We start from the raw sequence: 18,382 nt of genomic DNA on the forward strand, positions 1-18,382 counted from the left end.
GAGGACTTGACCATGAGGCCCGGTGGGAACCGCGGCTGGCTGCTCCGCCTCGTCATCGCCTTCGGCTTCGCGCAGGGGGCGGTGTCGATGGCCCGGCCCGCCGTCTCCTACCGGGCCCTCGCGCTGGGCGCCGACGAGCGCGCGGTCGGTGTCGTCGCAGGCGTCTACGCCCTGCTACCACTCTTCGCCGCGGTACCGCTGGGCCGCCGCACCGACCACGGCCGCTGCGCACCCCTGCTGCCGGTCGGCGTGGTGCTCATCGCCGGTGGCTGCGCGCTGAGCGGGGTGGCCGGCTCGCTGTGGACGATGGCGGTCTGGAGCGGGGTGATGGGCCTCGGCCACCTCTGCTTCGTGATCGGCTCCCAGTCGCTCGTCGCGCGCCAGTCCGCCCCGCACGAACAGGACCGCAACTTCGGGCACTTCACCATCGGCGCCTCGCTCGGCCAACTGGTCGGCCCCATCGCCGCCGGCGTGCTGATCGGCGGCCCGGACATGTCGGGCACCAGCGCGCAGGCCCTGCTGGTGGCGGGCGCGGGAGCCGCGGTCGCGTTCACGTCGCTGTGGCGCATCGAGGACCGTACGGCGATCGAGTCGCCGGCCGGTGCACGCGCCCGGGTCCCGGTCGGCGGCATCCTGCGCGCCCGGGGGGTGCCCGCGGGCATGCTCGTCAGCCTCTCGGTGCTGTCGGCCACCGACATCCTCACCGCCTATCTGCCGGTGGTCGGCGAGCACCGGGGCATCGCGCCCTCGGTGATCGGTGTCCTGCTCAGCGTGCGCGCGGGCGCCACCATCGCCTGCCGGCTGGTGCTCACACCGCTGCTGCGGCTGCTGGGCAGGCCCGCGCTGCTCACCGTGACCTGTCTGCTGGCGGCCCTGCTGTGCGCGGGGATCGCGCTGCCGATGCCGGTGTGGGCGCTCGGCGTGCTGCTGGCCGCCCTCGGGTTCTGCCTCGGCGTCGGTCAGCCGCTGTCCATGACGACGGTCGTGCAGGCCGCTCCCGACGACGCGCGCTCCACGGCCCTCGCGCTGCGCCTGACCGGCAACCGCCTCGGCCAGGTCGCCGCGCCCGCCGCGGCGGGCCTGGTCGCCGGGGTCGCGGGAGTGGCGGCGCCGTTCGTCATGCTCGGAGCCCTGCTGATGCTGTCGGCGGACAGTGCGCTGCGCGCGCCGGCCGCCCCGGGCGGCGGTCAGGTGGCCCGGGGCACCGCCGGGAAGCGCCCGCAGGGGGCGCCGTTGCGCCGGTCGAGCGACATGTGACGGCGCGTCGGGCGGTGGTCACCCTGGTCCCGGGGTGGATGTGAAAGAGAGTCAGGTGAAAGAGCGATTTGTATGAAAATCGTCTGACTCGGAGGAACATCCATGCCCACCTTGATGCCCCCGTCCGTCGGCGCCCGTCTCGGAGCCGCGGCTGCCCTCACCGTACTCACCGCGGCCGGGGCCTCCTGGCTCGGGACGACGGCCGCCGTGGCGGCCCCCGGTGACGGTGCCGACATCAGGATCCACAATGAGCGGGTGCCCTACGGCGTCTCCAAGGACGATCCCGAGGTCTGCAAGTTCTACCTCGATGCCGCCAACTTCGGCACGGTGGCCAGCGTCGACTACACCATCACGGCGCAGCCCCCGCTGCCCACCGCGGCCACGGTGAGCGGCACGATCTCCCTGGCCGGCGGCGCCGGTCACACCGACACGCTAGGCCTGGCCGACGGCAGGTACACCTTGCAGTGGACCGTTCCGCCGACCCTGCCCGGTGCGGCGGCCACCCCTCCGAAGGAGAAGGTCTTCACGGTCGGCTGCCACAGCAGGAACGAACACGGGCAGCAGGGACCGAACCGCACGATCGAGGATCACGGCCCCGGGGCCGGGCACGAGGACGGCGGGCCGAGGGGCGGTGTCCACGCCGGCGGCGGCGGCCTCGTCGACACCGTGCAGTCGTACACCCCGCTGAGCGCGGCGGCGGGCGTCGGACTGGTCGCGGTCGGCGGTGCCGTGTACGTCCGCACGCTGATCCGCCGCCGTTCGCACGGTGCCTCCTAGGCGCAGACGCAGGCCCTGGCACCGGACCCGCGCCTACCGCCTCACCAGGACGGCCCTGATCGTGGCCGTCCTGGTGACGGTCGTCCGGTGCGGGGGGCACCACCACCCGGTCCCGTCCGTCCGGGCCGGGGGACCGGCCGCCGGCGCGCCCGCCGACCCGGTGCCCGGCGTCGCCGACCAGCGTCCCGGGGCCGCCGAGCCGAGCCCGTCGGCCAAGCCCACCCCGCCGCCCGACCCGCTGCCCCGGTCGCCGGCGACCGGCCTGCGCGTACCGTCCCTGGGCATCGACGCGCCGATCGTCGCCGTGAAGGTCGGCGCCGACCATCAGCTGGAGACACCGCCGCTCGACAAGCCCAAGCTCGTCGGCTGGTACCAGGACGGCGCCTCGCCGGGCGAGGCCGGCACCGCCATCGCGGTCGGGCACCGGGACACCAGGACCGGCGCCGCGGTCTTCGCCGCGCTCGCGCAGGTGCGCCCCGGCAGGACCGTCGAGGCCCGGCGCCTGGACGGCCGCACCGCGGTCTACACCGTGGACCGGGTGCGGGTCTTCGACAAGTCCCGCTTCCCCGACAAGGAGGTCTACGGCCCCAGCAAGCGCCCCGAGTTGCGGGTGCTCACCTGCGGCGGGCTGTTCAGCCGCAGGACCGGCTACACCAGCAACGTCGTCGTCTTCGCCCATCTGACCGCGACCCGCTGACGCGGCGGAGCGGCGCGCCCGGTTTCTCACTGGGCGGAACGGAGGGGCCGATTGTGTCGTGTGTCTTCCGTTGAGTCGGTACGGTCCGTTAACTTCCGTGACTCACAGCCCGTACGACCCGCACGGGCCGTTTTGCCGCCGAGCACCAGCACTCGCTCAGAACGCCTCCGGGGGCAGTGTCATGACACGCGCCATCTCCCTGCACGACGTGAGCAAGACGTACACGCGAGGTGTTCGCGTGGTGGACCGGCTGTCGCTGGACATCAGGCCGGGCGAGTTCCTCGTTCTGCTCGGGCCGTCGGGCTGCGGCAAGTCCACCGTGCTGCGGATGATCGCCGGGCTGGAGGAGATCACCGAGGGCAGACTCCTGCTGGACGGCGAGTACGGCAACGACCTGCTCCCGTCCGACCGGAACATGGCGATGGTGTTCCAGAACTTCGCCCTCTATCCGAACATGACGAGCCGCGGCAACATCGGCTTCCCGCTGCGCGTGGAGAACCCGGGGGAGGACCCGCGCCCGCGCGTGGACGCCACCGCCCGCATGCTGGGCATCGAGGAACTTCTCGACCGCTTCCCGAGTCAGCTCTCCGGCGGTGAGCGCCAGCGCGTCGCGATGGGCCGGGCCATCGCCCGCCATCCCTCCGCCTTCCTGATGGACGAGCCGCTGTCGAACCTGGACGCCAAGCTGCGCAACCACCTTCGGGCGGAGATCTCCAAGCTCACCCGGGAACTGGGCGTCACCACGGTCTACGTCACCCACGACCAGGCCGAGGCGATGTCGCTCGGCGACCGGGTCGCCGTGCTGCGCGGCGGGGTGCTCCAGCAGGTGGGCACACCGCGCGTGGTCTACGCCCTGCCCCGCAACGTCTTCGTCGCCGCCTTCATCGGCACACCGCGCATCAACCTGCTGCGCGGTGTGGTCCGGGCCCCGCTGGACGGTGCGATGACCATCAGCCTCGGCAAGCAGTATCTCCGGCTGCCCGAACCCCTCACCCTGGACCACCAGTTGCTGCGGGTGCAGCAGGGCCGGGAGGTGATCGTCGGGCTGCGCTCGGAGGCCGTCCGGATCGCCAAGCACGCCTCCGCCCGCACCGGCGAGGTGCCGCTCACCGGGCTGGTGGAGCACGTGGAGTTCCAGGGGCACGAGATCCTGGTGCACTTCAACACCGGTTCCCGGCCCGCCGTCGTACCCGATCTCGAGGCGCCGCGCCCCGCGGCACGGCCCTCCCGGCGGCGCCGCCGGGACGGCGGCACGTCCGTGCTGTCCCGCATCCGGGAGCGGGCGGAAGCCCTGCGCGCCGGGCCGGTGGTGGTCATGGACGACGCCGGGGACCCGGGTCCCGAGCCCGCGGCGACGGAGGTCCGCCTCCCGGGCGACCTCGTGGTCCGCACCACCCCCGACATCGAACTCCGCCACGGTATGCAGGTCCCGCTCCTGGTCGACCTGGCCCATCTGTTCGTCTTCGACCAGCATGGCGAACGGATCTGCCCGTCCCCGGCGCGGCTGCCCGATCTGGACGAGTAGCGGGCTCCCGGAGGCTCTCGGACAGGGGACGTCTGGCGCCGGAAAACTATCGTCGCTAGTTTATGGGGCGTCGGTAGGTTTGACGCGCACGACGCACCCCGCCCCCGGAGGAGCACCATGAAGGCACACGACGGCATGTACATCGGCGGCGCCTGGCGCCCCGCCGTCGGCACGGAGACGATCGAGGTCGTGAACCCGGTCGACGAGCAGGTGGTCGCCCGGGTACCCGCGGGCACCGCCGACGACGTCGACCAGGCCGTACGGGCCGCCCGCGCCGCCTTCCCGGCCTGGGCCGCGACCCCGCCGGCCGAGCGGGGCGCCCGGCTGGCCGCCCTCCGGGACGTCCTCGCGGCACGCAAGGAGGAGATCGCCGAGACGGTCACCACCGAGCTCGGCTCGCCGCTGAAGTTCTCGCAGAACGTCCACGCGGCCGTGCCGGTCGCGGTGGCCGGCTCCTACGCCGAGCTGGCGGCGACCTACGCCTTCGAGGAGCAGGCCGGGAACTCGACCGTGCACCTGGAGCCGGTCGGCGTGGTCGGTGCGATCACGCCCTGGAACTACCCCCTGCACCAGATCGTCGCCAAGGTCGCCCCGGCCCTCGCGGCAGGCTGCACGGTGGTGCTCAAGCCCGCCGAGGACACCCCGCTGGTCGCCCAGCTCTTCGCCGAGGCGGTGCACGAAGCGGGCGTCCCCGCCGGGGTGTTCAACCTGGTCACCGGTCTCGGCCCGGTCGCCGGCCAGGCGCTGGCCGAGCACCCGGAGGTCGACCTCGTCTCCTTCACCGGCTCCACCGCGGTCGGCCGGCGGATCGGCGCGACCGCGGGTGCCGCGATCAAGCGCGTAGCCCTGGAGCTGGGCGGCAAGTCCGCCAACGTCATCCTGCCGAGCGCCGACCTCTCGAAGGCGGTCAACGTAGGCGTCGCCAACGTCATGTCCAACTCCGGCCAGACGTGCAGCGCCTGGACCCGGATGCTGGTGCACCGCGACCGGTACGACGAGGCGGTCGGTCTCGCTGCGAGTGCCGCCGCCAAGTACGGCGAGCGCATCGGCCCGGTGGTGAACGCCAAGCAGCAGGCGCGGGTGCGCGGTTACATCGAGAAGGGTGTCGCGGAGGGCGCCCGGCTGGTCGCCGGCGGCCCCGAATCGCCGCGCGAGCAGGGCTACTTCGTGTCGCCGACCGTCTTCGCCGACGTCACGCCCGAGATGACCATCGCCCAGGAGGAGATCTTCGGCCCCGTCCTGTCGATCCTCCCCTACGAGGACGAGGAGGACGCTTTGCGCATCGCCAACGGCACGGTCTACGGCCTCGCCGGTGCCGTCTGGGCCGGTGACGAGGACGAGGCCGTCGCCTTCGCCCGCCGTATGCAGACCGGCCAGGTCGACATCAACGGCGGCCGCTTCAACCCCCTTGCCCCCTTCGGCGGTTACAAGCAGTCGGGCGTCGGCCGTGAACTCGGCGCGCACGGCTTGTCCGAGTACCTGCAGACCAAGTCCCTCCAGTTCTGAAGGAGCCTTCCCGTGGTTCGCGCAGCAGTTCTCCCCGCCGTGGGCGCTCCTTTGGAGATCACCGGGATCGACCTCCCGGACCCCGGCCCCGGTCAGGTCCGGGTCCGTCTCGCCGCGGCCGGGGTGTGCCACTCCGACCTGTCCCTGTCCAACGGCACCATGAGGGTGCCGGTCCCCGCCGTCCTCGGCCATGAGGGCGCGGGTACCGTCGTCGCCGCCGGCGAGGGTGTCACCGATGTCGCGCCGGGCGCCGATGTCGTCCTCAACTGGGCGCCGTCCTGCGGAAGTTGCCACGCCTGCTCGCTCGGCGAGGTGTGGCTCTGCGCCAACGCCCTGAACGGCGCCGCCGACGTCTACGCCCACCGCGCCTCGGACGGCTCGGACCTGCACCCCGGCCTGAACGTCGCCGCGTTCGCGGAGGAGACCGTCGTACCGGCGTCCTGCGTCCTGCCGCTCCCCGACGGCATCCCGCTCACCGACGCCGCCCTGCTGGGCTGCGCGGTCCTCACCGGCTACGGAGCCGTCCACCACTCGGCGCGGGTGGAGGCCGGGGAGACCGTGGCGGTGTACGGCGTCGGGGGAGTGGGCCTGGCTGCCCTCCAGGCGGCCCGGATCGCGGGTGCCGCGCGTATCGTCGCCGTCGACGTCTCACCCGAGAAGGAGGAGCTGGCGTGCGGCGCCGGCGCCACGGACTACGTCCTCGCCTCCGAGACGACGGCCCGCGAGATCCGGGGCCTGACGGACAAGCAGGGCGTCGACGTCGCCATCGAGTGCGTGGGCCGCGCGGCCACGATCCGCACGGCCTGGGACTCCACCCGCCGCGGCGGCCGTACGACGGTCGTCGGCATCGGCGGCAAGGACCAGCAGGTCACCTTCAACGCCCTGGAGATCTTCCACTGGGGCCGGACCCTGGCCGGGTGCGTGTACGGCAACTCGGACCCCGCGAAGGACCTGCCGGTGCTGGCCGAGCACGTCCGGGCCGGCCGACTGGACCTGGGCGCCCTGGTGACGGAGCGAATCGGTCTGGAGGGCATCCCGGCGGCGTTCGAGAACATGCTGGCGGGCAAGGGCGGCAGGGCGCTGGTGGTCTTCTAGCACCCCCCGCCGTCCGTCAAGTTCCTTGCGGGCAGGGCGCGTTCACGCGGATTCGCGGGCGCCCTCGGGCTGCGGCTCCGGAGCCTCCTCCGGCGCCGCGGCCCGTAGGGCCGGCCCCCTCCTCGGCCGGGACCGCGACACCGCCACGCCCGCCAGGCAGAGCACACCGCCGCCCAGCGTGAGCAGCCCCGGCACCTCGCCGAGCGCCAGCCACGACATCAGGACGACCAGCGCGGGCACCGCGTACGTGGTCGCGCCCATGCGGGAGGCGGTCGTACGGGCCAGGGCGTAGGCCCAGGTCGTGAAGGCGAGCGCGGTCGGGAACACGCCCAGGTAGATCATGTTGAGGGTCGCGGAGACCGGCGCGTCGGCGGCCTCGCCGACCAGTTGCCCGGCGAACGGCAGACAGCCCACCGCGCCGACCAGGCACCCGAACGTCGTCACCTGAAGCGCGCTCGCGCTGCCCAGCGCCGGCTTCTGCGCGACGACCCCCGCCGCGTAGCCGACCGCCGCGAGCAGGCACAGCACCACCCCGAGCACCGAGGAGCCGCCGTCGCCCGACATCGACAGCCCGACCGCAACCGCGCCCGCGAACGACACCGCCATGCCCGCGAGCAGCCGAGGCGGCATGGGATCGGTGAGCAGCCGCGCACCCAGCAGCGCGATGAGGATGGGGCCGGTGTTCACGACCAGGGCCGCCGTACCGGCGTCCACCTGCTGCTCGCCCCAGTTCAGGACCACCATGTAGAAGCCGAACCACAGTGCTCCGGATATCGCGATCCCGCGCCAGGCCGACCGCGGCGGCAGCCCTTCCCCGCGGACGACCAGCAGCACCCCGAGCACCAGCACCCCGGACAGCAGCCGCCCGAGCGCCAGCGCCCCCGGAGAGTAGGCGGACCCCGCACTGCGGATCGACACGAAGGCGGAGGCCCACAGCACGACGGTGACCAGGGCGGCACCGGGGGCAAGCAGCTCGGAACGACGCAGGTTCATCATGCTCCAGAGGCTAGGAGGGAAAAGAAGGAAGGGCTCGCGGATTTCGGACGGGGGGTTCGCGCGGCGCCGCCAGGGGCGCGAAGAACCGCGCGACCAGCCACGACGCACCCGCACAGGCAGGACTCAGCGCAGCGAATCGGCGCTGATGCCCAGCAGTTCACGCAGTGCCCCCTCACCCGCCGGGGTCACCTTCACCGCACGCTCCGAGCCGATCCGCACGCACCACCCCGCATCCAGCGCATGCCGGCACAGCGCCGCGCCCGCGACACCCGCGAGATGCGGCCGCCGCTCGGTCCAGTCGAGGCAGGCGCGTGCCAGCGGACGTCGCCCCCTGCGTTCGAGCGGTATGCCCGTGGCGCCGAACCACCGAACTCCCGCGTCCGTCAAGGCGAACCCCGTGTCCTGCCGCAGCAGCCCGCGCAGCGTCAGCGCCTCGGTGACCGCGATCCCCAGCCGCCCCGCCAGGTGGTCGTAGCAGGTACGCCCCCGCGCCATCGCCGCCCCGGCACTCGACTCCCGCAGCGTGCGCGGCCGCGGTCGTACGGAATCGGCCGGGGCCGCCTGCGCCGCGAGGTCCTCGACGAGCTGCGCGACCCGGGTGCCGGCCAGGCGCACGTACCGGTGCCGGCCCTGCCGTTCCTCGGTGAGCAGCCCGCCCGCGACGAGCTTGCCCAGGTGCTCGCTCAGCGTCGACGCGGCGACGCCCGCGTGCCGTGCCAGCTCGCTCGCGGTCCAGGCCCGCCCGTCGAGCAGCGCCAGCAGACACACGGCGCGGGTCTCGTCGGCGATCAGCCCGGCGAGCCGGGCCAGCTGCGGTGCCTGCGGATCCCTGGTGGTCATGCATCCCAGGATGCGGCACGGACGCTTCGGCGCCGGCCGAACTGTCTCAGGCGGTCCGCCGGGCCTGCTCGTACTGCTGCACCAGCCCGTCGAGCAGCGCCGTGAGACCCGTCTCGAAGGCCCGCTCGTCGATCTTCTCCTGCTGCTCGGCGAGCAGATGGGCCTGGCCGAGGTGCGGGTAGTCGGCGGGGTCGTAGGCGCTGGCGTCGTCCACGAAGCCCCCGGCGAAGGAGCCGAGGGCGGAGCCCATGATGAAGTACCGCATCAGGGCGCCGATGGAGGTGGCCTGCGCGGGCGGCCAGCCGGCGTCGACCATCGCGCCGTAGACCGCGTCCGCGAGGCGCAGTCCGGCCGGGCGGCGGCCGGGCCCGGTGGCGAGGACCGGGACGATGTTGGGGTGGTCGCGCAGGGCGTTCCGGTAGGAGACCGCCCAGTCGTGCAGCGCGGTCCGCCACTCCCGGCCGTCCTCGAACATCGACAGGTCGACCTGCGCGCTGACCGAGTCGGCGACCGCCTCCAGGATCTCGTCCTTGGTGCGGAAGTGGTTGTAGAGCGAGGGTCCGCTCACGCCCAGCTGCGCGGCGAGCCGGCGCGTGGAGACGGCCGCGAGACCCTCCGCGTCCACCAGCGCACGTGCCGTCTCGACGATGCGGTCGGTACTGAGCAAGGGCTTGCGCGGTCGGGCCATGGCGCACATAGTAGGGCTGCACTCGGAAACTAGCAGTGCTAATTTAAATGTACGGCTTTCAAGGTCCGTCAACTGTGGGGTGACTCGGCATGAACCTGGAGCTCAGCGAGGAGCAGACCGCCGTCCGGCGGCTCGCCCGGGACTTCGTGGACCGCGAGATCGCCCCGCACGTCATCGACTGGGACCGGGCCGAGGAGGTCGACCGGTCCCTGGTGAAGAAGCTCGGCGAGGTCGGCTTCCTCGGCCTCACGGTCGACGAGGAGTACGGCGGCTCGGGCGGTGACCACCTCGCGTACTGCCTGGTGACGGAGGAGCTCGGGCGCGGTGACTCCTCCGTGCGCGGCATCGTGTCCGTCTCGCTCGGGCTGGTCGCGAAGACCATCGCGGCCTGGGGGGACGAGGAGCAGAAGCGGCGGTGGCTGCCCGGGCTCACCTCCGGCGAGTACGTCGGCTGCTTCGGCCTGACCGAGCCGGGCACCGGCTCCGACGCGGGGAACCTCTCCACGCGCGCGGTGCGCGACGGCGACGACTACGTGCTCGACGGCACCAAGATGTTCATCACCAACGGCACTTGGGCCGATGTGGTGCTGCTGTTCGCCCGCTCCACCGACGCCCCCGGCCACAAGGGCGTCTCGGCCTTCCTGGTGCCCGCCGACAGCCCCGGCCTGACCCGCCGCACCATCCACGGCAAGCTCGGCCTGCGCGGCCAGGCCACCGCGGAACTGGTCCTGGAGGGCGTGCGCGTCCCCGCCTCCGCGATGCTGGGCGAGGAGGGCAAGGGCTTCTCGGTGGCCATGTCCGCCCTGGCCAAAGGGCGGATGTCGGTCGCGGCGGGCTGCGTGGGCATAGCCCAGGCCGCGCTGGACGTGGCGGTGAAGTACGCGGGCGAGCGCGAGCAGTTCGGCAAGTCCATCGCCGGGCACCAGCTGGTGCAGGAGCTGATCAGCGACATCGCCGTCGACGTGGACGCGGCGAGGCTGCTCACCTGGCGGGTGGCCGACCTGATCGACCGCGGGCAGCCCTTCGCGGTCGAGTCCTCCAAGGCCAAGCTCTTCGCCTCCGAGGCCGCGGTCCGCGCCGCCAACAACGCTCTCCAGGTCTTCGGCGGCTACGGCTACATCGACGAGTACCCGGCGGGCAAACTGCTGCGCGACGCCCGTGTGATGACCCTCTACGAGGGCACCAGCCAGATCCAGAAACTGCTCATCGGGCGGGCCTTGACCGGGGTTTCGGCCTTCTGAAAAACGTCCGGGGACGGCGGCCGTCTGAGTAGCCGAGCTGAGTATCACGGCGGATGTGGGTCCGGCCGCGTCCGCCGATCCTTGTCCCCATGAGTGACACACCGGGCAAGCAGCAGAACACGGCCGCCTTCTACGGCCAGGCGGTCGCCTCCTTCGCCGTCGCCATGGCCGCGACCGCCATCGGCATCTTCAAGCTGAACGCCGACGCCTGGGTGCGGGCGTTCCTCGCCATCGCCGTCCTGTACCTGGTCACCTCCGCCTTCACCCTCGCCAAGGTGATCCGCGACCGGCAGGAGGTGGCGGAGCGCGCCTACCACCCCTTCGAAAAGCTCTGAGCGGGCACACTAAGCGCTCGCTCACCTGTGGCGGTATGGTGAGGTCCCTGTCTGCAGAAGAGGTGAGCGATGAGTACGGCGGAGGAGACGGCCGGCGGCGAGGCGTCCGCGTGGGGCGAGGTCACGCCCGACGCGGCCCGGCGACTGCTGGTCGCCGCGGTGGAGGCCTTCGCCGAGCGGGGGTACCACGCCACCACGACCCGTGACATCGCGGGCCGCGCGGGCATGAGCCCGGCCGCGCTCTACATCCACTACAAGACCAAGGAAGAGCTGCTGCACCGGATCAGCCGGATCGGTCACGCCAAGGCGCTCGAGATCCTGCAGACGGCGGCCCGGCGCGAGGGCACCGCGACCGAGCGGCTCGCGGACGCGGTGAGCTCCTTCGTCCGCTGGCACGCGGGCGGCCGTACGACCGCACGGGTCGTGCAGTACGAGCTGGACTCGCTCGGCCCCGACGCCCGCGAGGAGATCCTCGCGCTGCGCCGGCAGTGCGACGCCGAGGTGCGCGCGGTCATCGAGGAGGGCGTGGCGGCCGGCCAGTTCGACGTGCTGGACGTGAAGGGCACCACCCTCGCCGTCCTGTCGCTCTGCATCGACGTCGCCCGCTGGTTCAACGTGGACGGCCCCTGGACGCCGGACGAGGTCGGCGCGCTCTACGCCGACCTCGTGCTGCGCATGGTGGGGGTCAAGTAGCCGCCGGGCTCAGAGGTAGAAGCGGGCCACCGACTCGGCCACGCAGACCGGCTTCTCGCCGCCCTCGCGCTCCACGCTGTAGGCGACGGCCACCTGGACGCCGCCCTGCACGTCCTCGACGCCACTGATCCGCGCGGTGGCCCGCAGCCGCGAGCCCACCGGCACCGGCGCGGGGAAACGGACCTTGTTGGTGCCGTAGTTGACGCCCATCCGCACGCCCTCGACGCCCATCAGCTGCGGGCCGAAGAGCGGCAGCAGGGAGAGGGTCAGATAGCCGTGCGCGATGGTGGTCCCGAACGGCCCGGCCGCGGCCTTCTCCGGATCGACGTGGATCCACTGGTGGTCCCCGGTGGCCTCCGCGAAGAGATCGATCCGCTTCTGGTCGATCTCCAGCCAGTCGGTGTACCCCAGCTGCTCGCCCACCGCCGCCTTCAGCTCGTCGACGGACCTGAAGATCCTCGGCTCTGCCATGTCCCGGCCTCCCATGCCTCGCAATGTCTAAGCAACTGCTTAGCATGGTCGGGTGCGCACTCGATGTCAACGGACCACCACGGGGGAGGGGTGGGTAGGGTTCGAGGGGTGCCCCAGATTCCCGAGAAGATCCACGAGCTCACGGTCGGCCAGCTCGCCGCGCGGAGCGGCGCCGCCGTCTCCGCCCTGCACTTCTACGAGTCCAAGGGCCTGATCAGCAGCCGCCGGACCACGGGCAACCAGCGCCGCTACCACCGGGACGCGCTGCGCCGGGTCGCCTTCGTACGGGCCGCGCAGCGCGTCGGCATCCCGCTGGCCACGATCCGTGAGGCGCTCGCCGAGCTCCCCGAGGAGCGCACCCCGACCCGGGAGGACTGGGCCCGTCTCTCCGAGGCCTGGCGCACCGAGCTCGACGAGCGCATCAAGCAGCTCAACCGTCTGCGCGACCACCTCACCGACTGCATCGGCTGCGGCTGTCTGTCGCTGGACACCTGTGTCCTGTCCAACCCGGACGACGTGTTCGGCCAGAGCCGCACGGGCTCGCGGCTCATGGTCGAGCCGGGCGGCAGCCGGAAGCGGCAGGAGCAGAACTGAGCCGGGTCGGCGGTGGACCTGCCGCCCGGCCCGGCTCACTCGTACTCGGTGCCGCCCTTCCTCGTCAGGTAGGCGGCGCTGACCGCCTTGGCGATCGCCCTGCCGCCGGTCACCGGGCTGTACCGCTCCGCCGCCGGACGGATCACGACCCCCTCGCGCAGATGCAGCTCCCGCCCGGACACGGTCTCCCGCCCGCTCGCGATCCCCAGCATCCGCTCGATGTCGTAGGGCCCCTCGTAGAGCCGGGGCACCAACGGCAGCTCGCCGCCCAGCAGTTCGGCCGCGTCCAGCCACCGGACCGTGCCGTCGATCTCCGCGCTGACGTCGAACACGGCGTACCCGAGCGTCTCGCGGCGCCCGTCGGCGCCGTAGGTCAGGTCCTGGACCCCCGCGCCGTACACCTCGCCGAAGACGCCGACCCGGCGCGCGCCCAGCCGCTCGGCGAGCCGGGCCGCGGCCCCGGCGACGTCGTGGCCGTGCACCGCACGCCAGTACAGGTTGCGCGGATCCTCCTTCAGGGCAAGGGACTTGGCGCCGAAGCCCTTGGAGGAGACGTGCACCCGGTCCTCGTCGGCGAGATACGTCAGCAGGCAGGCCGAGCCGTGCAGCTTCTCGGTCAGGACCACATCCTCGCCCGCTGCGAAGATGTCCGGAAACCGCTGGATGTTCTCGATGTCGACCCAGGGCAGCAGATCGGGCGCGGACTCGACCTCGCCGTTCATCGTGGGCGGGATCGGCGGCACCCACTTGGTGATGCCCAGCAGCTCCGCGAAGTCCGTGCCGTCCAGGGCGGCCCGCGCCAGGTCGACGTCCGCGAGCGCCGTCGGCCGGCACACGATGCCCTGCGACAGCTCGCCGCGCAGCCGGACCGCCTTCACCCGGTCCGCGTTGCCGCCCGCCAGCCGCCCGGTCAGCCCCAGCTCCTCGATCAGCCCGGCGGGCAGCACGGACTGCTCGGGGATGTAGAGGGCGGCGTCGCCGGTGCGGTAGGCGCCCTTGGCGACGACCGCCCGGTACAGGCCCACCTGGGCCAGGTCGAGCGCGTCGGCGTTCGGATGCTCGTGGATCGTCAGCACTTCGGCGGTGACGCGGAGCGTCGACATCAAAGGTCCCCTCGGCAGATGGTTCTCAGGCGTGTTTCATCGCCCCCAACTGTCCGGACGGGAAAGGGGTGGAGCGAGGGGATTTGCCGGTGCTAGCTTCGAGAGCCGTACTGGTCCAGTGCCGCGGTGACCAACTGTGCGTTGGAGCGGGCCCGTTGGCCGTCCGGCAGCAGCAGGGTGTCCTCCAGGCCGATGCGGGTGGCGAGCCCGAGGCGCCCGGCCAGGCGCAGCACCGGCCAGGCTCCGCCGTCCTCGCCGTGCAGCAGCACCGGGCGGCCGTGCGCGGAGCCCAGGCCGGACAGCAGGACGCGCGCCGTGTCCTCGGCCGTGTCCGCCGAGGTGTCCGTCACCTCGGCCAGCACCCGCAGTACTCGTGGGCCGAGCGGGGAGACGGCGAACCGGGCCGCCCCGTCCGTCCCGGACCAGCAGATGCCGGCCTCGACGCCGACCCTGAGCTCGATCAGCGCCGCGGCGATCTCCTCGGCGCCCTCCTCATGCCAGTTGACCGAGGCGTGGTCGGGCAGGCCGGGCAGGCCGGTCCAGCTCCGGATCCTCCCCCACGCTCGAATTCGCTCGCGCGGGGGGACCCCCATCAGCCGGGTTGCCGCGTCCGGCTCGGCCCAGGCGCCCGTGGTGACACCGACCGGTACCGGCACCCGCGCCTTGATCGCCTCCAGCGTGGGCGCGAGCACCCGGGGTGAGAGCGAGTCGTGGCCGCACGGCGACTTGGGATGGACATGGAGATCCGTCGCCCCGGCCGCGACGGCTCGCGCCGCGGACTCGGCCATCGCCTGCGGAGTCAGCGGCACCATCGCGCCGTCGGCGGACCCGCGCGGTCCGTTCAGACACACCTGCAGCATGGCCCAAGCCTCGCAGGCGCCACCGACAACTACCCGGTGGCCACCGGGTGTCAGGGTTTCAGGGGGTGCGGCATCCCCGGCGCACCCCCGCCTTGCTCAGGCCGAAACGAGCAGCCTTCCGCGCCTTGCGTCAGCCAGGGCCTCGGGCTTGAGCACGGGCCGTGGTACGAGAATTCCGCAGTGAGTGCAGACCGGACCGGCCGAGGGTTCGTGGTCCAGGTCGTACTTCCAGATCAGGCGCTCGTCGCCGCACACCGGGCAGACGGCCCCCGGTTCGCGCTCCAGGGCGGCGATGAGCCGGCGCAGCACCTCGGCCAGCGGTTCCCGCGGATGCACCCGCGGATCGTCGCACCAGGCGACACCGAAACCGCCCCAGGTCAGCCGGTGCCAGTCGTCAACTGTGCCCGGCCGACGCAGTCCGTCGTGCTTCTCCTTCTTGCGCCGCTCGGCGAACTCGACCTCGTAGGCCTGCCAGACCGAGCGCGCTTCCTCCAGTTCGTCCAGTGCGGCCACGAGCCGCACCGGGTCGGGGGAGCGGTCCTCGGGACCGAACCCTGCCCGGGAGCACAAATGGTCCCAGGTCGCCCTGTGCCCGTAAGGAGCGAACCGCTCAAGGCACTTGCGCAGTGAGTAGCGCCGCAGTGCCAGATCGCACCGCGGGTCGCGGACCTGTCTCGCCAGACTCCGGAAACCGGCCATCGCCCTGCACCTCCGTCACACCTGCACCTGTACTTCGGTCACTTCGGCGTCGTCGTACGGACGTCTCCGAATAGACGTATCGACAAGCGAATCGGCTCCATCCGATTTCCGATGCCCCCCATAAGCCCGTCGTACGACTCCAAAACTTGACGCATGTTCATCTTCACTCCCGGGGATACCGCCGGTAACGTCCCGGCCCACCCCCGTCGGTAGGAGCTGCCATGCCACGACGCACCTCTCGTAGCACCCCGTTCAGACTGAGAACTCCCGGCAGACTCGCCGGGTTCCTGAAGACCGCATCCATATGCGTCCTGATTGCAGGTCTTTTGTCCCCGTTGACCCAGGCGACGGCAGCCGCCGCCACGGCCTCGAACGACTACTGCGGCGGCCAGTGCTCCGACATCGTGCCGCCGGGTGAGAACGGCAACGCGACGCTCGCCCAGATCCTGCTCAACCAGGCCTTCGGAACCCAGCCCGATCACGCGGAGGACCAGCTCGGGCCCTATGCGAACCTGGCCTCGGGGTACTCCACCCTCACCGACACGAAGATCAACACGTTCTTCAACGACGCGTCGTTCGGGGTCGCTTCCGACCAGGTCGCCTCCTCGGAGAAGCCCGCGGGGCGCGGCGACGTCACGATCGTCCGCGACAAGAAGACGGGTGTGCCGCACATCACCGGCACCACTCGTTACGGCACCGAGTTCGGGGCCGGGTACGCCGCGGCCGAGGACCGGCTGTGGCTGATGGACCTGTTCCGGCACGTGGGGCGCGGCCAGCTGACCTCCTTCGCCGGCGGCGCGGCCGCCAACCAGGGGCTGGAGCAGCAGTTCTACCGCAACGCCCCCTACACCGAGGCCGACCTGCAGGCCCAGATCGACAACGCGGTCGCGAACAACGGCGCCCGCGGCCAGCAGGCCCTCTCCGACGCCGACGCCTATCTCGCGGGCATCAACTCCTACATCGACGCCTCGGACTCCGGCCGCTACTTCCCCGGCGAGTACGTCCTGACCGGTCACAAGGACGCGGTCACCAACGCCGGCACGATCGACCACTTCAAGCTGACCGACCTGGTGGCACTGGCATCGGTGATCGGCTCCCTGTTCGGTTCCGGCGGTGGCGGAGAGGTCAACAACGCCCTCTCGCTGATCGCCGCCCAGTCCAAGTACGGAGTGGAGGAGGGCACCAAGGTCTGGGAGTCCTTCCGCGAGCGCAACGACCCCGAGGCCGTCCTCACCGTCCACAACGGTGAGAGCTTCCCCTACGGCACCAAGCCCGCGAACGCCCAGGGTGAGGCCCTGCCCGACGCCGGCTCGGTGACGACGGAGCCGCTGGTCTACGACGCCACCGGCACCGGGGCGAGCCAGAGCGCCACCACGGCCGCCCAGCAGGCGACCGCGACCGCCCTCAGCTCCGCGAAACGCGGCATGTCCAACGCCTTGGTCGTCAGCGGCAAGTACACCGCGAGCGGCCACCCCGTCGCCGTCTTCGGACCGCAGACCGGCTACTTCGCCCCGCAGCTGCTGATGCTCCAGGAGATCCAGGGCCCGGGCATCAGCGCCCGCGGCGCGTCCTTCGCGGGTCTGAGCATGTACGTCGAACTCGGCCGCGGCCAGGACTACTCGTGGTCCGCGACCACCTCGGGCCAGGACATCATCGACACCTACGCCGTCGAACTGTGCCAGGACGACTACCACTACCTGTACCACGGCACCTGCACGGCCATGGACAAGATCGAGCAGAAGAACGCCTGGAAGCCGACCACGGCCGACGGCACGGCCGCGGGGTCGTACACCATGCGGGTGTGGAGAACGAAGTACGGACCCGTCTCCTACCGCGCGACCGTCGGCGGCAAGAAGGTCGCCTACACCACCCTGCGCTCCTCCTATCTGCACGAGGCCGACTCGATCATCGGCTTCCAGATGCTCAACGACCCCGACTACGTGAAGAGCCCGCAGACCTTCCAGTCCGCGGTGCAGCACATCAACTACACCTTCAACTGGTTCTACGCCGACTCCCAGCACACCGCGTACTACAACAGCGGTGACAACCCGGTGCGCGCGAGCGGCGTCGACACCGAGTTCCCGATGTGGGGACAGGCCGCCTACGAGTGGAAGAACTGGGACCCGGCCACCAACACGGCGGCCTACACGCCCGCTTCGCAGCACCCCAACTCCATCGACCAGGACTACTACGTCTCCTGGAACAACAAGCAGGCCATGGATTACACGACCGCGAGCTGGGGCGACGGCTCGGTCCACCGCGGGAACCTGCTGGAGGACCGGGTGAAGAAGCTGGTCGCGGCCGGCGGGGTGACCCGTACGAAACTGGTGCAGGCCATGGCGGACGCGTCGCTCACCGATCTGCGCGCCGAGGACGTGCTGCCGGACCTGCTGAAGGTGATCAACAGCAGTACGGTGACCGACTCCACGGCCGCGGCGGCCGTGAGCAAGCTCCAGACCTGGCTCACCGCGGGCGCCAAGCGCACGGAGACGTCGGCGGGTTCCAGGAAGTACGCCGACTCCGACGCGATCCGCATCCTGGACGCCTGGTGGCCACTGCTGGTGAAGGCCGAGTTCCAGCCGGGTCTCGGCGACGACCTCTACACCGCGCTCACCGCCAATCTGCCGATCGACGAGTCACCCTCGGCCGGGCACGGGCCCACCGGCTCGCACGCCGGCAGCTCCTTCCAGTTCGGCTGGTGGAGCTACGTCGACAAGGACGTCCGGGCGGTGCTGGGCGAGTCGGTGAAGGGGCCGCTGGCCGAGAAGTACTGCGGCGGCGGCAGCCTGAGCGACTGCCGGGACGCCCTGATCAGCACGCTGAAGGAGGCGGCCGGCAAGTCCGCGTCCGAGGTCTACCCCGGCGACGACCTGTGCTCGGCGGGCGACCAGTGGTGCGCCGACTCGATCAACCAGCGCACCCTGGGCGGCATCAAGCACCACACCATCAGCTGGCAGAACCGGCCCACCTTCCAGCAGGTGGTGGAGTACACCTCGCACCGGTGA

At 71.7% G+C, this 18,382-nt stretch carries 18 protein-coding genes; 11 read left to right on the top strand and 7 right to left on the bottom strand.

All coding sequences use genetic code 11. From position 1 onward, the window contains the following. Nucleotides 1-12 precede the first annotated feature (12 nt). The 6 genes from ACGFYN_RS08280 (at nucleotide 13) to ACGFYN_RS08305 (ending at nucleotide 6,857) form a co-directional block, all read left to right on the top strand. Entirely contained in the window at nucleotides 13-1,257 is a 1,245-nt protein-coding gene (locus ACGFYN_RS08280) for an MFS transporter (RefSeq protein WP_393864977.1), read from the top strand. A gap of 102 nt (nucleotides 1,258-1,359) precedes the next feature. Next, a complete protein-coding gene (locus ACGFYN_RS08285) occupies nucleotides 1,360-2,034 on the top strand; it encodes a hypothetical protein (protein ID WP_393864978.1) in 675 nt (224 codons plus the stop codon). Further along, nucleotides 2,024-2,731, top strand: a complete 708-nt coding sequence (locus ACGFYN_RS08290; protein WP_393864979.1) for a class F sortase — start codon at nucleotides 2,024-2,026, stop codon at nucleotides 2,729-2,731. Before ACGFYN_RS08285 ends, ACGFYN_RS08290 begins: the two co-directional genes overlap by 11 nt. A gap of 181 nt (nucleotides 2,732-2,912) precedes the next feature. After that, nucleotides 2,913-4,256, top strand: a complete 1,344-nt coding sequence (locus ACGFYN_RS08295) for an ABC transporter ATP-binding protein (RefSeq protein ID WP_393864980.1) — start codon at nucleotides 2,913-2,915, stop codon at nucleotides 4,254-4,256. 117 nt (nucleotides 4,257-4,373) lie between these two features. Then, the gene (locus ACGFYN_RS08300) at nucleotides 4,374-5,762 is read left to right on the top strand and encodes an aldehyde dehydrogenase family protein (protein WP_393864981.1); all 1,389 of its coding nucleotides are present in this window, start codon (nucleotides 4,374-4,376) and stop codon (nucleotides 5,760-5,762) included. Between the two features lie 12 nt (nucleotides 5,763-5,774). Beyond that, nucleotides 5,775-6,857 carry a zinc-binding dehydrogenase gene (locus tag ACGFYN_RS08305; protein ID WP_393864982.1) on the top strand — a complete coding sequence of 361 codons (1,083 nt, stop codon included), beginning with the start codon at nucleotides 5,775-5,777 and terminating at the stop codon, nucleotides 6,855-6,857. 42 nt (nucleotides 6,858-6,899) lie between these two features. On the opposite strand, the gene ACGFYN_RS08310 is transcribed toward ACGFYN_RS08305, so the two are convergent. The 3 genes from ACGFYN_RS08310 to ACGFYN_RS08320 form a co-directional block, all read right to left on the bottom strand. Then, on the bottom strand, nucleotides 6,900-7,850 hold the full coding sequence (locus tag ACGFYN_RS08310) for a DMT family transporter (protein WP_393865322.1): 951 nt from the start codon (nucleotides 7,848-7,850) through the stop codon (nucleotides 6,900-6,902). A gap of 126 nt (nucleotides 7,851-7,976) precedes the next feature. Next, entirely contained in the window at nucleotides 7,977-8,693 is a 717-nt protein-coding gene (locus ACGFYN_RS08315) for an ArsR/SmtB family transcription factor (RefSeq protein ID WP_393864983.1), read from the bottom strand. A gap of 46 nt (nucleotides 8,694-8,739) precedes the next feature. After that, entirely contained in the window at nucleotides 8,740-9,381 is a 642-nt protein-coding gene (locus ACGFYN_RS08320; RefSeq protein WP_393864984.1) for a TetR/AcrR family transcriptional regulator, read from the bottom strand. 89 nt (nucleotides 9,382-9,470) lie between these two features. Here ACGFYN_RS08320 and ACGFYN_RS08325 point away from each other — a divergent pair, with 89 nt between their 5' ends. The 3 genes from ACGFYN_RS08325 (at nucleotide 9,471) to ACGFYN_RS08335 (ending at nucleotide 11,650) form a co-directional block, all read left to right on the top strand. After that, entirely contained in the window at nucleotides 9,471-10,622 is a 1,152-nt protein-coding gene (locus tag ACGFYN_RS08325) for an acyl-CoA dehydrogenase family protein (protein WP_393864985.1), read from the top strand. 89 nt (nucleotides 10,623-10,711) lie between these two features. After that, nucleotides 10,712-10,957 (top strand): YiaA/YiaB family inner membrane protein, encoded by a 246-nt coding sequence (locus ACGFYN_RS08330; protein ID WP_393864986.1) that lies wholly within the window; start codon nucleotides 10,712-10,714, stop codon nucleotides 10,955-10,957. Nucleotides 10,958-11,026: 69 nt separating this feature from the next. Continuing rightward, nucleotides 11,027-11,650 carry a TetR/AcrR family transcriptional regulator gene (locus ACGFYN_RS08335; protein ID WP_393864987.1) on the top strand — a complete coding sequence of 208 codons (624 nt, stop codon included), beginning with the start codon at nucleotides 11,027-11,029 and terminating at the stop codon, nucleotides 11,648-11,650. Between the two features lie 9 nt (nucleotides 11,651-11,659). Here ACGFYN_RS08335 and ACGFYN_RS08340 read toward each other — a convergent pair whose 3' ends face one another. Further along, nucleotides 11,660-12,121 carry a MaoC family dehydratase gene (locus tag ACGFYN_RS08340; RefSeq protein ID WP_393864988.1) on the bottom strand — a complete coding sequence of 154 codons (462 nt, stop codon included), beginning with the start codon at nucleotides 12,119-12,121 and terminating at the stop codon, nucleotides 11,660-11,662. Between the two features lie 108 nt (nucleotides 12,122-12,229). Between ACGFYN_RS08340 and soxR the strand changes: the two genes are divergently transcribed. Then, entirely contained in the window at nucleotides 12,230-12,715 is a 486-nt protein-coding gene (soxR, locus tag ACGFYN_RS08345) for a redox-sensitive transcriptional activator SoxR (RefSeq protein WP_393864989.1), read from the top strand. A 35-nt stretch (nucleotides 12,716-12,750) separates the two neighbouring features. Here soxR and ACGFYN_RS08350 read toward each other — a convergent pair whose 3' ends face one another. The 3 genes from ACGFYN_RS08350 to ACGFYN_RS08360 all read right to left on the bottom strand — a co-directional run bounded on the left by ACGFYN_RS08350 (nucleotide 12,751) and on the right by ACGFYN_RS08360 (nucleotide 15,377). After that, the gene (locus ACGFYN_RS08350) at nucleotides 12,751-13,818 is read right to left on the bottom strand and encodes an RNA ligase (ATP) (protein ID WP_393864990.1); all 1,068 of its coding nucleotides are present in this window, start codon (nucleotides 13,816-13,818) and stop codon (nucleotides 12,751-12,753) included. A 92-nt stretch (nucleotides 13,819-13,910) separates the two neighbouring features. Continuing rightward, nucleotides 13,911-14,678 carry a 3-keto-5-aminohexanoate cleavage protein gene (locus tag ACGFYN_RS08355; protein WP_393864991.1) on the bottom strand — a complete coding sequence of 256 codons (768 nt, stop codon included), beginning with the start codon at nucleotides 14,676-14,678 and terminating at the stop codon, nucleotides 13,911-13,913. 96 nt (nucleotides 14,679-14,774) lie between these two features. Beyond that, complete coding sequence (locus ACGFYN_RS08360; protein ID WP_393864992.1) at nucleotides 14,775-15,377, bottom strand: hypothetical protein; 603 nt, start codon at nucleotides 15,375-15,377, stop codon at nucleotides 14,775-14,777. Nucleotides 15,378-15,598: 221 nt separating this feature from the next. On the opposite strand from ACGFYN_RS08360, the gene ACGFYN_RS08365 reads away from it, so the two are divergent. Further along, a complete protein-coding gene (locus ACGFYN_RS08365; protein ID WP_393864993.1) occupies nucleotides 15,599-18,382 on the top strand; it encodes a penicillin acylase family protein in 2,784 nt (927 codons plus the stop codon).

Origin of the sequence: Streptomyces sp. NPDC048419, from assembly GCF_043200415.1 — a bacterium.
GTDB lineage: Bacteria > Actinomycetota > Actinomycetes > Streptomycetales > Streptomycetaceae > Streptomyces.

What these genes read in the sequence shown, in the direction of transcription:
- ACGFYN_RS08280 (WP_393864977.1), top strand. Translation starts at nt 13, where the DNA reads ATGAGGCCCGGTGGGAACCGCGGCTGGCTGCTCCGCCTCGTCATCGCC.
- ACGFYN_RS08285 (WP_393864978.1), top strand. Translation starts at nt 1,360, where the DNA reads ATGCCCACCTTGATGCCCCCGTCCGTCGGCGCCCGTCTCGGAGCCGCG.
- ACGFYN_RS08295 (WP_393864980.1), top strand. Translation starts at nt 2,913, where the DNA reads ATGACACGCGCCATCTCCCTGCACGACGTGAGCAAGACGTACACGCGA.
- ACGFYN_RS08300 (WP_393864981.1), top strand. Translation starts at nt 4,374, where the DNA reads ATGAAGGCACACGACGGCATGTACATCGGCGGCGCCTGGCGCCCCGCC.
- ACGFYN_RS08310 (WP_393865322.1), bottom strand. Translation starts at nt 7,850, where the DNA reads ATGAACCTGCGTCGTTCCGAGCTGCTTGCCCCCGGTGCCGCCCTGGTC.
- ACGFYN_RS08315 (WP_393864983.1), bottom strand. Translation starts at nt 8,693, where the DNA reads ATGACCACCAGGGATCCGCAGGCACCGCAGCTGGCCCGGCTCGCCGGG.
- ACGFYN_RS08320 (WP_393864984.1), bottom strand. Translation starts at nt 9,381, where the DNA reads ATGGCCCGACCGCGCAAGCCCTTGCTCAGTACCGACCGCATCGTCGAG.
- ACGFYN_RS08325 (WP_393864985.1), top strand. Translation starts at nt 9,471, where the DNA reads ATGAACCTGGAGCTCAGCGAGGAGCAGACCGCCGTCCGGCGGCTCGCC.
- ACGFYN_RS08330 (WP_393864986.1), top strand. Translation starts at nt 10,712, where the DNA reads ATGAGTGACACACCGGGCAAGCAGCAGAACACGGCCGCCTTCTACGGC.
- ACGFYN_RS08335 (WP_393864987.1), top strand. Translation starts at nt 11,027, where the DNA reads ATGAGTACGGCGGAGGAGACGGCCGGCGGCGAGGCGTCCGCGTGGGGC.
- ACGFYN_RS08340 (WP_393864988.1), bottom strand. Translation starts at nt 12,121, where the DNA reads ATGGCAGAGCCGAGGATCTTCAGGTCCGTCGACGAGCTGAAGGCGGCG.
- ACGFYN_RS08350 (WP_393864990.1), bottom strand. Translation starts at nt 13,818, where the DNA reads ATGTCGACGCTCCGCGTCACCGCCGAAGTGCTGACGATCCACGAGCAT.
- ACGFYN_RS08355 (WP_393864991.1), bottom strand. Translation starts at nt 14,678, where the DNA reads ATGCTGCAGGTGTGTCTGAACGGACCGCGCGGGTCCGCCGACGGCGCG.
- ACGFYN_RS08360 (WP_393864992.1), bottom strand. Translation starts at nt 15,377, where the DNA reads ATGGCCGGTTTCCGGAGTCTGGCGAGACAGGTCCGCGACCCGCGGTGC.
- ACGFYN_RS08365 (WP_393864993.1), top strand. Translation starts at nt 15,599, where the DNA reads ATGCCACGACGCACCTCTCGTAGCACCCCGTTCAGACTGAGAACTCCC.